Source organism: Lactiplantibacillus modestisalitolerans (assembly GCF_005405425.1).
Classification (GTDB): domain Bacteria; phylum Bacillota; class Bacilli; order Lactobacillales; family Lactobacillaceae; genus Lactiplantibacillus; species Lactiplantibacillus modestisalitolerans.
The window spans coordinates 16,029-30,746 of record NZ_BJEA01000017.1 but is presented as its reverse complement, the minus strand read 5'-3'; the positions used below and the strand labels follow the sequence as shown (position 1 = coordinate 30,746).

The 14,718-nt window shown below is 47.7% G+C and carries 10 protein-coding genes and 1 pseudogene; 4 read left to right on the top strand and 7 right to left on the bottom strand.

Going from position 1 to position 14,718, the window contains the following annotated elements; translation table 11 throughout:
- Positions 1–38: 38 nt before the first annotated feature.
- From pyk to dnaE, 3 genes are all read right to left on the bottom strand, one after another.
- Positions 39–1,799 (bottom strand): pyruvate kinase, encoded by a 1,761-nt coding sequence (gene pyk, locus FFM79_RS10195; protein WP_137643376.1) that lies wholly within the window; start codon positions 1,797–1,799, stop codon positions 39–41.
- A gap of 86 nt (positions 1,800–1,885) precedes the next feature.
- Entirely contained in the window at positions 1,886–2,848 is a 963-nt protein-coding gene (pfkA, locus tag FFM79_RS10190) for a 6-phosphofructokinase (RefSeq protein ID WP_137643375.1), read from the bottom strand.
- A 114-nt stretch (positions 2,849–2,962) separates the two neighbouring features.
- Positions 2,963–6,313, bottom strand: coding sequence for a DNA polymerase III subunit alpha (gene dnaE / locus FFM79_RS10185; RefSeq protein ID WP_137643374.1), 3,351 nt, complete (start codon positions 6,311–6,313; stop codon positions 2,963–2,965).
- Between the two features lie 130 nt (positions 6,314–6,443).
- Between dnaE and FFM79_RS10180 the strand changes: the two genes are divergently transcribed.
- Entirely contained in the window at positions 6,444–6,644 is a 201-nt protein-coding gene (locus FFM79_RS10180) for a YjzD family protein (RefSeq protein ID WP_137643373.1), read from the top strand.
- Between the two features lie 57 nt (positions 6,645–6,701).
- Here FFM79_RS10180 and clpB read toward each other — a convergent pair whose 3' ends face one another.
- The 4 genes from clpB to FFM79_RS10160 all read right to left on the bottom strand — a co-directional run bounded on the left by clpB (position 6,702) and on the right by FFM79_RS10160 (position 12,414).
- On the bottom strand, positions 6,702–9,293 hold the full coding sequence (clpB, locus tag FFM79_RS10175) for an ATP-dependent chaperone ClpB (protein WP_137643372.1): 2,592 nt from the start codon (positions 9,291–9,293) through the stop codon (positions 6,702–6,704).
- A gap of 119 nt (positions 9,294–9,412) precedes the next feature.
- Positions 9,413–10,651: a peptidase T gene (gene pepT, locus FFM79_RS10170; protein WP_137643371.1), complete on the bottom strand. Its 1,239-nt coding sequence runs from the start codon at positions 10,649–10,651 to the stop codon at positions 9,413–9,415.
- Between the two features lie 43 nt (positions 10,652–10,694).
- Complete coding sequence (locus FFM79_RS10165; RefSeq protein ID WP_137643370.1) at positions 10,695–11,720, bottom strand: Nif3-like dinuclear metal center hexameric protein; 1,026 nt, start codon at positions 11,718–11,720, stop codon at positions 10,695–10,697.
- Entirely contained in the window at positions 11,707–12,414 is a 708-nt protein-coding gene (locus FFM79_RS10160) for a tRNA (adenine(22)-N(1))-methyltransferase (protein WP_137643369.1), read from the bottom strand. The genes FFM79_RS10165 and FFM79_RS10160 overlap by 14 nt, the downstream gene beginning before the upstream one ends.
- A gap of 384 nt (positions 12,415–12,798) precedes the next feature.
- Between FFM79_RS10160 and FFM79_RS10155 the strand changes: the two genes are divergently transcribed.
- From FFM79_RS10155 to FFM79_RS10150, 3 genes and pseudogenes are all read left to right on the top strand, one after another.
- Positions 12,799–13,662: a helix-turn-helix domain-containing protein gene (locus FFM79_RS10155; protein WP_137643368.1), complete on the top strand. Its 864-nt coding sequence runs from the start codon at positions 12,799–12,801 to the stop codon at positions 13,660–13,662.
- Between the two features lie 120 nt (positions 13,663–13,782).
- Positions 13,783–14,109, top strand: a pseudogene (locus tag FFM79_RS12850) (IS1182 family transposase); the annotation flags it as partial.
- A 117-nt stretch (positions 14,110–14,226) separates the two neighbouring features.
- Entirely contained in the window at positions 14,227–14,559 is a 333-nt protein-coding gene (locus FFM79_RS10150) for a hypothetical protein (RefSeq protein ID WP_137643367.1), read from the top strand.
- Positions 14,560–14,718: the final 159 nt, after the last annotated feature.

Here is a 14,718-nt window from a genome sequence, read left to right as displayed (position 1 = left end):
GCAAAGCGACGACTTTCTTGATTGAATTTAAATTCAGATTAAAGCGCGTTGGAAGCACCGCGGTAAACGATCCCACGACGTGAGTCAACGGTGATCAATTGACCATCGGCAACAACGGTCGTTGCATCCTTAACACCAACGATAACAGGAATTCCCATTGAAATCCCAACAACGGCAGCGTGTGAAGTTAAACCACCATTTTCAACAACTAAAGCACTTGACTTTTCAATTGCTGGTAAGTAGTCTTTGTCGGTCGTCTTAGTAACTAAGATGCCGCCTTCAACAGCCTTGTCGATTGCTTCTTGAGCAGATGTTGCGATTACGGCTTTACCAATAACCGTTTCGTCACCAACACCTTGACCATCAGCTAACTTAGAACCAATTAATTGGATCTTCATGATGTTAGTCGTACCGCGTTCGCCAACTGGCACACCGGCAGTGATCAAGATTAAGTCGCCTTCCTTAGCAAAGCCAAGTTCAACGGCCTTTGAAGCAGCTAAGTCAAACATGTCATCGGTAGTTTCTGGTTTGTCAGCCACGATTGGTTGAACACCCCAGTTAACCATTAAGCCCCGTTGAGTCCGTTCGTCAAAGGTAATTGCTAAGATATCAGCATTTGGACGGTACTTCGAAATCATCTTAGCAGTGTAGCCAGATTCAGTCGCAGCAACAATCGTCTTGATGTTTAAGTTCTTAGCAGCCCGTGCGATCGCAATCCCGATAGTTTCAGTAACACTCGTCTTATCGAAACGGTTTAATTGTAAAGTCCCGTTTTCGGCTAAGGTGTTTTCAGCCTTTTGGTCGATCTTAGCCATCATGGCAACTGATTCAACTGGGTAAAGACCGTTAGCACTTTCACCAGAAAGCATGGTTGCGTCAGTACCGTCAAAGACAGCGTTGGCAACGTCAGATGCTTCGGCACGCGTTGGGCGTGGGTTTTCTTGCATTGAGTCTAACATTTGAGTAGCCGTGATAACTGGCATCCCTAAGGCGTTGCACTTCTTAATCAAGCTCTTTTGTACCAACGGTACGTTTTCAGCTGGAATTTCAACACCCATGTCACCACGAGCAATCATCAAACCGTCACAAACCTTAAGAATTTCATCGGCGTTGTCGATACCTTCTTGTGATTCGATCTTAGGGAAGATTTGAACGTGTTCCATGTGCTTTTCTTCAAGCAATTCACGAATATCTAAAACATCTTGAGGCTTACGTACGAAGGAAGCCGCAATGTAGTTAATTTCATGATCCAAACCAAAGCGAATATCACTTGAGTCCTTTTCAGTGATCCCAGGTAAGTTGATGGATACGCCAGGAGCGTTAACCCCTTTACGTGAACCTAAAACACCGGCGTTTTGAACGGTCGTAACCAATTCGCGGTTAGCTTCGTCTTTTTCGTCGATCTTCATGTCTAATAAACCATCATCGAAGAGGACGTGACCACCTACGTGAACGTCATCAAAGAGGCCATCGTAGGTAACGGCAACTTTATCATGAGTGGTTTCTAATGAATCATCCATGGTAATCCGTACCTTGTCACCGATCTTGTATTCAGACTTACCGTCTTTTTGAACGGTCGTCCGAATTTCAGCACCCTTGGTATCAAGCATAATACCAACAGTCTTACCCGTAATCTTTTCAGCTTCGTGAACCTTGTTTAAACGGTCCAAGTGTTCAGCATGGTCACCATGTGAAAAGTTGAAGCGGAAAATATTTGCGCCGGCTTCGATTAATTTAACAATAGTGTCAGTATCGGTGCTGGCAGGACCAAGTGTTGAAACAATCTTGGTTTTTTTCATAAGAAAAATCTCTCCCTTGAAAGTTTTTTATAAAAAGACATTAACGTCATTTTTATCAGTAGTTACAAGCAGTCAGAATATAACGATTAGTAGAATGAAATTTCGTTATTCAACTTATCAAGCGTTAATTCTGCGTGGTGCTTGGAATTAAATAAATCTGTAATATCATGGCTAACAAGTTGGTTGTTTTGAACCCCAATAGCTAAGCCACCCTTACCTTGAAGTAAGAGTTCAACGGCGTAGCTACCCATTTTACTTGCTAGAACCCGGTCTTTAGCCGTTGGGTGGCCACCACGTTGCATGTGGGCAATCGTGTTCCCCCGGGCGTCAAAGTCACCGTATTCAGACAATTTCTTGACGAATTCATCGGCACCCATGACACCTTCAGCTAAGACAACTAAGTTACTCCGGTGACCATTTGCCCGGTTGTGCTTAATCTTATTGGCAATGGCTTCCATGTCCCAATCAATTTCGGGAACAACAATGGCGGTTGCACCAATTGAAACCCCAGCCCATAAGGCAACGTCACCAGCGCCACGGCCCATTACTTCGACAACGAACGTCCGATCATGACTATGTGCCGTATCGTAAATTCGGTCAAGGGCGTCAACGTTAGTGTTAACAGCCGTATCAAACCCAATCGTAAAGTCGGTGTAAGGAATATCGTTATCGATCGTTCCTGGAAGACCGACCGTGTTGTAGCCGTGTTCTGTCAGGCGCAAAGCACCGTGATAGGAACCATCGCCACCGATGACAACTAACGCGTCAATTCCAAACCGCTTTAATTGTTCGATTCCTTTCAACTGACCTTCTTCATGTGCAAATTCTGGATAACGGGCTGAATAAAGCATCGTCCCGCCGCGTTGGATCACGCCATCCAAATCTGCCGGTTCGATTTTATGGATATCACCAGCAACTAACCCAGCAAAGCCGTAGTTAATACCGTATGCTTCCAATCCTTCGGCCATTGCTTTACCCGCAACGGCCCGAACTGCTGCATTCATACCAGGAGCGTCACCGCCACTAGTTAAAATACCAATGCGTTTCATTTCTTCACCTCAGGCAATAAATTGAGTTCGTAACTCCATATGTGATTCTAACACTTTTCACAGCGAATGTCCGTTATTTTCGCAAATAAAAATGCGCTAACGAACCCCGGTGCATCAAGGGCTGACGTTCTTCATGACGACATTATCGCGGCCTAATAACGTTGTAAGCGCTCCAAACATTTTTTCATTTTCAGCGACCCAGTACCGCGAATTTAATTCAACGGTCCGGTGATCACGGACCGAATAAATCAAAACGGGATTGGGCCCTGGAAACCGTTGTAGTAAGCGCAAAATCTGCTTCTGAACTTCTGGCGTCGCCTGCGCCGCTTGGAGCCGTAAAAAGAGTTGGCCGCTCGGCTTATGGAACGTATTCGCAAGTTGCCAGCGGTCCACGATCACCTGCAACCCCCGCTCCTGCTCGACTTTACCCGTCACGACGACGATTGCTCCGGTTTGCAGGTCATCCTGAATACGCTGATACGTTCTTGGAAAGATCGTAAAATCAACCTCGCCGGACAAATCACTAGCAGTCGCAAACGCCATCGGCTGGCCGCGTTTCGTGCGAATGGTTTTCACCTTGGTCACGTAAACTAGTAAAGTGGCCCGGTCAGTTCGACCAAGTGAACTCACTAACTGTGTTCGCTGCTGCCGTGCTAGCCACTGGTACTGTTCAACCGGGTGACCAGACACGTACGCCCCCAAATATTCAGCTTCCTTCGTCAACCGCTCGTCTAACGAAAGGTCGGGTTGCCGTTTCGTTTTCGGCGCCAATGACTCAAATAGGCTCACGCTGTTACCAGCCAACTTCGCACTAGACATCATTTCAGGCACAATTGTTAACAACTCTGCCCGGTTTAACCCAAAGTGATCCAGGGCCCCCGCATAAACTAGGGCCGTCATCAGCTCTGCTTTAAGCCACTTGGGATCCAAGCGTTGCATCAGCTGTTGCAAATTCTTAAAGGGACCATTTGCGTCCCGCTCGGCCACAACGCTCTGAATAAAATCTCGACGCAGCCCCTTGATAGAGCTAAGTCCAAAGGTAATCTGGTGACCATCCCAGTCGAAATATTGACCACTTCGGTTAATATCCGGCGCAACAATGGCCACGTGGTGCTGTTTGGCTTCTGCCAGATATTGTTTAAGCTTAGTACCGTTACCCAGGACCGAATTCATTAACGACGTAAAAAACGCGCCCGGATAATGCACCTTCAAGTAAGCCAACTCAAACGCCATCTTACTATAAGCTACCGCATGTGAGCGATTAAAGCCATAATTTGCGAATTGTTCGATATATTGATAAACCTGCGTTGCAACCGCCGCATCAAACCCCTGTGCTTCGGCCCCGTGAATAAACTGTGTCCGCATCTGATCAATAACGGTCCGCTTTTTCTTACTCATTGCGCGCCGTAGCAAATCGGCTTCGCCCAAACTAAAGCCACCCATGACCGCGGCAACCTGCATGACTTGTTCTTGATAAACCAACACGCCGTACGTGGGCCCAAGGATCGGCGCTAACGCCGGAGCGGGATAGCTGACCGCCTCCTGGCCCTGCTTGCGCGCAATAAAGTGCCCAATATTTTCCATCGGGCCGGGCCGGTACAACGCGTTAACCGCCGCAACCAGTTCAAAGTTATCGGGATGGAGTTTTCGTAAAACGTTGCGAATTCCGGCCGATTCAAACTGAAAAACCCCAGTCGTATCCCCCGCTTGAAATAATTTTAACGTGGCGGGATCATTAAGGTCAATTTTAGTGATTGCCAACGGTTGCCCATTTTGACGCTGAACATAGTGGAGGGCACTTGCTAATAACGACAAGTTTCGTAACCCCAAGAAGTCCATTTTTAACAACCCCACCGCTTCAACCGTATCCTTTGTATACTGGGTCATCATCATCGTTTCGCTCCCCGCTTGGAGGGGAACGATTTGAATTAATGGCTTTTGACTCAGAACGACCCCAGCCGCGTGAGTCGAATAATGCCGGGGCAGTCCTTCAAGTCGTTGGGCCGTTTCAAATAGTAACCGGTTTTTCTCAGAATCCGCAACGAGGTTTTGAAGGGGTCGCGATGCTTGGTAAGCTTCTGCCAAGGTAATGTGCAGTTGGTTAGGAATCGCGCCGCTCCAATCGCGCATTTCAAAGGTCGAAAGGCCAAAGACCCGGCCAACGTCCCGTAACGCCTGCTTGGCCGCCAACGTCCCGAACGTGATAATTTGAGCCACCCGATCATGACCATACTTATCATGAACATAATTAAGAACCTGTTCACGACGATTGTCCGGAATATCTAAGTCGATATCGGGCATATTCGCGCGTTTGGCGTTTAAAAAGCGTTCAAAGAGTAAGTTATAGGCCAGGGGGTCAACGTCCGTAATTCGAAGAACGTAGGCCACCAGTGAGCCAGCGGCCGAGCCCCGTCCAGGTCCCGTCATAATATTAGCCCGGTGGGCGTAGTTCATCACGTCCCACACAATTAAGAAGTAGTCATCAAAGCCCATCTCGTCAATGACCCGAAGTTCCCGGGATAAACGTTCACGGTAGGCGCTAACGTCGACTGACGCTGGTAACTGCTTTAAACGCGCGGTCAGGCCAGCTTCACACAGTTGCTGTAAGTAGGTGTTTGCCGGCTGTTGCTGTGGTGTTGGAAATTTAGGAAGTTGCGGCGCCTGAAAAATCAAATCAACCTGACACTGTTTACAAATCGCGGTCGTTGCCTGAACTGCTTCTAATAACCCTAACCGCTGATAATCCGCAATAACCGTCTCCGGCGGCCGTAAATAGTGCGCCCCCGCAATCCCTTGCAACGTTTCCGGGTGGTCGATTTGCTGCCCCCGGTCAATCGCACGGAGCACCGAAACGGCAAAATAATCCGTAGCTTGAACATAGTCGACCGGATCAAGTGCCACAACGGGCACCGCTTGTTGCCGTGCAAATTCAACTAAGGTCGTTCGCATCGCCGGCGCTTGGTCCGCGGAAATTCCTAGGTATAAACTATCCGGATCCACGGCGGTTTGAAGCGCCCGCAACCAGTCAACGGCCTGGTCAGTCGCTCGTTGCATTAGTAACGCGTTCAGTTCACCATCGCGGGCGGGCGTCATCACGACTAAATGGCCTAGTTCCGGTAAAATTTGGTCGAGCGTTAAGGGCGCCGCCGCGGTGGCAGTCTGCTTGAATGTCGACAAGCGCATCAACGCTTGATAGCCGGCCTGGTCCTTCGCCAAAACCACTAAACTAAACGATTGCGTTGTCAGTTGCTTTCCGCCAACGTTGAGGGTTAAACCCAGAATTGGCGTGATGGCAGCTCGCTTACAGGCATTGTAAAAATCGACGATCCCGTACATCACATCCACGTCAGTTAACGCTAATGCCTGGTACCCCTGTTGCTTCGCCGTCTGAACTAACTCATCAATCGTACTTGTACTTTGTAGTAAGCTATAGGTGCTTAAAACTTGAAGCGGAACGTATTCCATCCAGCAAGCTCCTTTCTCTAAAGTTTGATTAAATTCATTATACCAAACGGTTGTTCGAAACGGCAGTGATAACGCAATTGCATTTTACGCCAATTGTGCTAAAATTACTTTCATTGGGAGGTGTCGGCAGATGATGAAACAACTAACAATCATCGTTTGGGCAGTTCTATTCGGCGAAGTCATCGGGTACATCGGTGGCGCCTTGGAACAATTGAACTATAACTTTGGCGAAATTGGCGTGGTCTCCGCAATCTTTGCGTTGATCATCGTTAACGGAATCACCCTAATTACAAACCATTCCCTACCCGTCAAAGGTGCTGAAAAAAAGTAAACACGTTACAGTAAAAAGACGCTGAGTGAGTACTCAACGTCTTTTTGTATGCGCAATTTAGTTCTGATTTTCAAAAACCAAGTGATCATCCAACAGATTAATGGCAACCGTTGTCTTGGGTGCCACCCGACCAGCAATGATTTCCTTGGCAAGGGGCGTCTCCACGTGATTCGTAATGAAGCGTCGTAACGGCCGCGCCCCGTATGCTGGCTCGTAACCTTGCCGCGCAATCCACTGTTTGGCTGGCGTTGAAATGACCAACTTAATTTGCCGGTCTTGCAGCCGTGCCGACAAGCGATCGATTAGCTTAACCACAATTTGCTCAATGGCGCCGAGCTGTAGCGGTGTAAACATAATAATATCATCAATTCGGTTCAAAAACTCCGGCTTAAAGCGACTTTGAACCAATTGCATCACTTGATCATGGGTGGTGCTAGCCAATTGCCCCTGTTCATCCACCCCGGCCAGTAATTGTTGTGAGCCTAGGTTAGAAGTCATGATTAAAATCGTATTTTTAAAGTCAGCCGTTCGGCCCTGACCATCCGTTAAACGGCCATCATCCAAGACTTGTAACAAAATGTTAAAGACGTCCGGATGAGCCTTTTCAATTTCGTCAAACAGGACAATTGAATATGGGTTTCGGCGAACCGCTTCGGTTAACTGGCCACCCTCTTCATAACCAACGTAGCCGGGAGCCGCCCCAACTAAGCGGGAAACCGACTCTTTTTCCATATATTCACTCATATCAATCCGAACCATGTGATCATCAGCATCAAATAAATTCTCCGCTAACGCCTTCGCCAGTTCCGTTTTCCCGACCCCGGTTGGGCCTAAGAACATGAACGATCCCAGCGGCCGGTTAGGATCCTGGAGTCCCGCTCGTGACCGTAGAACCGCATCCGCAACCGCCGTCACGGCTTGGTCCTGACCGACGACCCGTTCGTGTAAATGATCCGCCAAGTGCAGGAGTTTTTCCCGCTCACCAGCAACCAGTTTGTTGACCGGGATTCCGGTCATCCGTGAAACAACGTTTGCAATCTGATCCGCCGTTACGGATTCCTCAACTAGCCAATCTTCATGGTGATCATTGGCTTCCATTTGCTTCAATTCTGCTTCTAATTGCGGAATGGTGCCGTGCTGTAATTTAGCCGCAGCTTCCAAATTATACTGACTTTCCGCAGTTTCCAAATCATGCTTCGCTTTATCCAAGGCGGATTTCTTATCACTCAGCGCCTGTAAGCTCTTCTTTTCGCTATCCCAACGCTCGGATAGTGCCCGCTGACGTTCTTTCGCGCTGGCCAGTTCCTTTTGCAACCCCGCGAGCCGCTGTTTGGAAGCATCATCACTTTCATTTTTTAGCGCGGCCTCTTCGACTTGTAGTCGCATCAGTTTCCGGTTAACTTGATCTAACTCGGTTGGGTTCGAATTCATTTCAACGCGAATTTCGGCCGACGCTTCGTCAACAAGGTCCAACGCCTTGTCCGGTAAAAAGTGGTCCGTAATGTACCGATTGGATAATTTGGCCGCCGCCACTAACGCATTATCGTGAATCCGGACACCGTGATGGATTTCAAAACGTTCCTTAAGTCCCCGTAGAATCGTAATCGTATCGTCAACGGTCGGTTCGGCCACCAAGATTTTTTGGAAACGCCGTTCGAGCGCCTTATCCTTTTCCAGGTACTGACGATATTCATCTAAAGTCGTCGCACCAATTAAATGTAACTCGCCGCGGGCGAGCATTGGCTTAAGCAAGTTACCAGCATCCATACTACCCTCAGTCTTGCCCGCACCGACAATGTTATGAATTTCATCAATGAACATGATAATTTGACCGGCGCTCTTTTTAATTTCTTTTAAAACCGCCTTTAATCGTTCTTCAAATTCACCGCGGTACTTAGCCCCCGCAATCAGGGCCCCCATGTCCAGCGAAAAGAGTGTTTTATCCTTTAAATTTTCCGGGACGTCACCACGGACGATTCGTTGCGCGAGTCCTTCCACGATCGCCGTTTTACCAACGCCGGGTTCCCCGATTAAAACGGGGTTGTTCTTAGTCTTGCGGGATAAAATGCGAATAACATCTAAGATTTCTTCATCACGGCCAATTACCGGGTCTTGATGACCTTGGCGGGCCTGCTTAACGAGATCGATACCGTACTTTTCAAGTGCCTGATACTGATCTTCTTGATTACGTGACGTTACACGCTGACCGCCCCGAATGCGCTTAACCGCGTTTTTAACTTGACCCGCGGTAACTCCCGCGCCCGTTAAGTACTTAGTTAATTGGTCACCCGTTTGGTCCATTAACGCTAAGGCCACCGTATCCGTGGCTAGAAAATCATCACCCAATTCTTGACGCTTGGTATCGGCCGTTTGCATGAGTTGCGCTAAACTACTACTGAAGTTCTGCCCGTACTGGACGTTTGACCCACTAACGATGCTAATATCATCAAGCTCGCGGTCAAGTTCCGCCTCGAGCTGGTCTAAATCAGCCCCCGCTTCACTAAAGATTTGGCGAACGAGTTCACCGGGTTGCGTTAAAAACTTAAATAAGTGCGCAACCCCTACTTCTTGGTGGCGGCGAGTTTGCGCAATCCGTTGCGCTTCTGCTAGCGCTTGTTGTAGGCTTTCTGTAAATTGTTCTGGATTCATAAAAATCATAACCTCCTCAAGTTCGGTTAACAAAAAGGCAGCCATCACAGCTGCCAATTGAAGTTTGACCTTTGTTGACGATTGCATTATAACCCCAATGGTCAAAGAAGGTCAAGAAGTTAGTTTTGGTTGTAATTATCCTGAATAATTTGCAACACGACGTCCGCCGCTTGTGCCATAACTTGTTCGGAAACAAACTCAAAGCGACCATGCATATTCTCGCCACCCGCAAACAGGTTTGGCGTTGGTAAGCCCATGAATGAAATCTTAGAGCCATCCGTACCGCCCCGAACTGGGAAAATCAACGGTTTAATGTCCAATTTCAACATCGCTTGCTTGGCCAGTTCAACTACCCGCATGTCCTTTTCAATTACTTCACGCATATTGTAGTACTGGTCTTTCATATCAACTTTAATCCGGTCCGCACCGCTAGCAAGGTTTAAGCGATCCGCTTGGGCAATCAAGAGCCGTTTACGGGCTTCAAACTTAGCGCGGTCGTGGTCGCGGATAATATAGGTCATCTTAGCGCCGTCCACGGTTCCGTTTAAGCTGAGCAGGTGGAAAAAGCCTTGGCGACCAGCCGTTTTTTCTGGAACGTCCGTTGCGGGTAGGCCGGCCTGAAAATCAACGGCTAATTGCAGGGCGTTGACCATCACGTCCTTCGCTGATCCGGGATGAACGTTTACCCCGGCAATGGTCACTTCCGCCTGAGCCGCATTGAAGGTTTCATATTCAAGTTGGCCAAGCGGACCGCCATCGACCGTATAAGCATAATCCGCATCAAAATCAGCCACGTTAAAGTGGTCAGCCCCCGTCCCAATTTCTTCATCCGGGCCAAACCCAAAGCGCAATTCGCCGTGCTTGATTTCTGGGTGTGCCAGCAAGTATTCTGCCACACTAATGATTTCAGCAACACCAGACTTATCATCTGATCCTAGTAAAGTGGTTCCATCCGTCGTAATCAGGGTGTGGCCTTGATAATTTTTGAGCTGTGGGAACATGGTCGGGTTCAGTTCGTAATCACTGTTCCCTAATTTAATGACCGACTGCCCATCATAATTCTCAACGATCTGGGGATTAACCTGCTCCGAGTTAAAGTCCGCCGTATCAATATGGGAGATAAAACCAAGCTTTTTAACCGCCTTGTCCCCGTTTGCGGGTATGGTTGCAAAGACGTAGGCACTCTGTTGGTCTTGATGAACGTCGCTTAACCCCAGGGTCTTAAGTTTATCCATTAACTGTGTTAAAAAGGCCGTTTCGCGTGGTGATGACGGCACCGTGGTTGAAGCTTCATCCGAACGCGTGTTGACCTTTACAAAACTTAGAAAATCAGAGATTAAATTAGGATACTTTGCCATGACTTAAACTTCCTTTCAGTTTTTAAATAAAAGTAATTATTGTTTAAATAAAAGTAAATGGATCCGTATTTAGTTTAGACGCCGTAAACGTCACGTCCCAATCGTTAGCGCGTTGCCACTCTTGAAAACGCGCTGTCAGGTGCGCCTTACAAATACTTTCAATGTGGTGTCCGGGATCAACGACGGTCAGACCAGAAGCTAGCATATCGTGAGCCGTATGGTAATAAACGTCGCCCGTGACGTATGCCTGGGCCCCGGCGGCTAGCGCTTGTGGGTAAAATTTACCCCCGTCACCACCAAGAACCGCAACCCGCTTGATCACTTGGTCGGGAGCGGCGGTTACTAACCGTAAACCGTCGACCCCAAAGACCGTCTTACAATGTTGGGCAAAATCACTAGCCGTCATCGGCGTCGTCAAGTTACCTACCCGTCCCATCGTATACTGGTGACCACCCGTCAACAACGGTTCAACTTGGTAGTCCCAACTAGTCGGCACAACGAACTGGTTCACGCCAGCAACGGCCGCGTCGACCTGATCAGCTAATAGGTTCACTGAAAACTGCTCGCCGGAATTAAATGCGTAGCGGTTAAGCTGGCCGTGCCAAACCGTGGTTAAATATTCCTGAACCGCTTCCACTTGATCCGTCGGCACGGTCACGGTCAATTTAACCGCCTTCGCCCGGTAACCCGGAACTAAGCCGTGAACGTCCGTCAGCCCAAGCGCACTGGCTAACCAATCGTTCATCCCACCCTCGGCGCAATCTAAATTCGTATGAGCCGCGTACACCAGAATGTGGTGCGCCGCAATATCGGCATACATTGCCTTTTGGGGGTCCCGATAATCCAAATTATTAGCGGGCCGAAACATAACCGGGTGGTGAGCAAAAATCATATCCGCCCCAATTTCAAGCGCCTCTTGCACCACTTCCGGCCGGACGTCTAAGGTGACCAGCACCTTATGAATCGCCTGCTTGGGGTCCCCAATTTGTAACCCGGTGGGGTCGTTAGCCCACTTCAGTTTCAGGGGCGCCCACTGTTCAAATCGTTCAATTAACTCATTTGCCAGCATCCGCTAAGACTCCTTCAATTAATTTTATTTTTGCCATTGCCGCTTTTAAGTGCGCGGTTGGACTAACTTTAGCCCGTTGCATTTGGGTAACGGCCCGCTGTTCGCGTTGTAATTCCCGCGTCCACTTAGCCAGAAAACTAGCCGAGCGTTCCCGCAACAAGTACGGCCCAAATAATTGTTCTTCGGCCGAATAACTAACCGGCGTGCTCACCCGGTCAGCACAAATCACTTCGTACGTATGCCCATCCTCCGTGAGGATTCGCTCCGCCGTGATCGCAAAACGGTTCGCAGCCAGCCACTCACGGACAGTTGCTTCACCGACATTGGGTTCCAGTACTAACCGTTGAACCCCCGTTAGGCGGCGCGGATCAGCAGCTAAAATGTGTCGAATCAGTGGTCCACCCATTCCAGCAATGGTCACCGTATCGATTCGGTCCGCTGGTTGAATGGCCGCAAGTCCGTCTGCCAAACGGGCTTCTAATTGTGCTGACAGGCCCAGGCGCGTAATCTCGCGCTGAGCGTTTTCAAACGGCCCGCGCGCGACCTCACCAGCAATTCCCCAGCTAATTTGATTCGTCAGGGCTAGGTGCGCTGGTAAGTAGGCGTGGTCCGAACCAATGTCCGCCACCCGCGCCCCCGATCGTACGAACGAGCCAACCGTCGCCAATCGACGGGATAATTGTTTTGCATCCACACACATAACCCCTTTTTTACCATCAGTTTTAATAACTCCATTTTACCATGCTTCCCCGTGAATACGCAGCCGCTACGCGAAAAACTTCAAACCGCCCCCGGCAACGTTTGGGAAATACAACTAATTAGATGAGCTAGTCCGCACTAGTCCTTGGTAATACCAACAAGCTGATAATTTCACGTTTAGTTGTAAGGTCGTTCCATAATCAATAGCCGCACACCGGTCATTCATGTTTTCCTGGAGAATCCAGCCTGATTAGCATTGGTCACAACCAGCCGTAAAAAAATGACTTTTTTTGAAATAAAAAAATGAAACCTATTCTGACTACGAAACTATTTAATAAGAGCAAGTTACAGTTTGCTCACAAAACAATTGGAGTTGATAATGATGATTCAAGCACACCTGCAGTCCATCTTAGAAAGTCGGACAATGTCAAGTGAACGGTTAGCAGAATTAACGGGGATTCAACCCGAAATCCTCACCGAATTAGTCAACGGACAAGCTACGAGTATTAGTTTTCAACACCTTAATAAAATTAGTCGCGTTCTGGACGTCGGGATTGAGGAATTATTTGTACTGACCCCCGACCTTGAATTAGGCGTTGAGCTCGCACGCCTAAATGAAAAAACGCGGTCATTTTCCGGGACGGCCCACTTCATTGATAACGACCGCCAAACCGTTCTGGACTTAGAGTTAACCGGTCGCTACCAAAAATCCGGACCACTATATACGTTTACGATCAACGATACGTTTGATGCCGAACTAGGTAGTGATAACCTCGCCATTAACCTAGCCCGACTCCAGCCCACCAACGAAATGACACCGACTAAGCGTCATTTAATTGAACTGCTGACACTTTACCCCGAACAACAGGCCTGGTTTGAGCCAGAAGGCATGCCCCTAAGCGCCAATCCAACCGAAATTGAGATGGAACGCTACCTGCAAGTCGGTAACCTCATTGCCCGTACCCAGTACGAAAAATTGCACCGGTTACTAGAACCACTCGCGATGAATTTCTTGACCTGTGTCTATCAAGACTGGCCACAATTTTTAGGAGATTCTCAAACAAGCGCCGTTCCGTGGGGCGCGCCGGACGCCTTTCGGGTTTACAATTTTATTCTTGCCGAAAGTCCCGAAGCGCTGGCTGAGAATGGGATTACTAAACGCCGTGAACAAGCGCGCCAGCAAAGCTCCTTTCCAGTGAGTTATACCAGTTTAGATGTGCTAAGCTATTTTTCAAATGACTAAACCCTAAACATACTGACATCAGTCTCTAAAATAGAAGCAGGTCTGCGAAAATCTTTGGGTTTTCACAGACCTGCTTTTGATATAATTGAAAATAAGAAAGTACCAATCGCTCCCGAGACTTTTACGAAATTATCCTCGAAAGAACATTTCGATATAGGTGAGTTACATGAAGCTAAGCTTATCGACGAGGTCCCTGCCGGCTCAAAACTAACACCTGAATTATTGGATCTTATGATCAGTAAAGTCGCAAAAGCGAAAACTAGATGAGCAACGTGCTAAATTACAAGAGCACGCAGGACAAACAACAACTTTTAGTCAACATAGTAGTTACTCGAAAACCGCCCATGACACCACTTTCATGCTGGTCAAAGAAAATTCGCTGCAAACTGCCAGTCAAAACCTGCTTACATTCTCCAAATCGCCACTAGTAATCAACTTATTATCGGCTAACAATACGTTAAGAACTACCGGCGGATAATATAATTATTACAGTCATGAAATGAAGAAGTCGTGCGCCCATTCACTTTAGTGTACTTTGAGCGTCAGCGAAAGGAATGCTTAAATATGAAAAAAGTCTGTATTTTGGTCTACCAGGGACTACCATTTATAATTGATCCCGTAGTTACTTTTAACCAAAAAGAGAACCAGTTTGTAGAAAAATTAAACCATAAACTTAATGAAGTCTCCATGGATTGGCACATAGAACTAGATAACTCGTCGGGAAATATCGATGATATTATGAAGAAGAATCCGCAAGTGTTAATTTTAAAGAATGGCTTACAACAGCGCTTTTATAAGGGTAATTTCCCCCAAGAAAGGATTTACCAATTAGATGCATTAGAATTAAATGAAGGAGCAATAAACGGGGTCATTTCCTTTTTAAAAAGATTAGCTTAAGAGTCTTTCTTTCATAATTTGCCGCTAATTGCTTTGAGCTTATTTTGTGAAAATTCGGATTAAGCTATTTCTCAAATGATTAACCGGTTAACCCGGCAACGGTCTAAAAGGGGCTACGACGAAAGTCATAGCCCCTTTTAGCTCTTCAAATAATGCCTA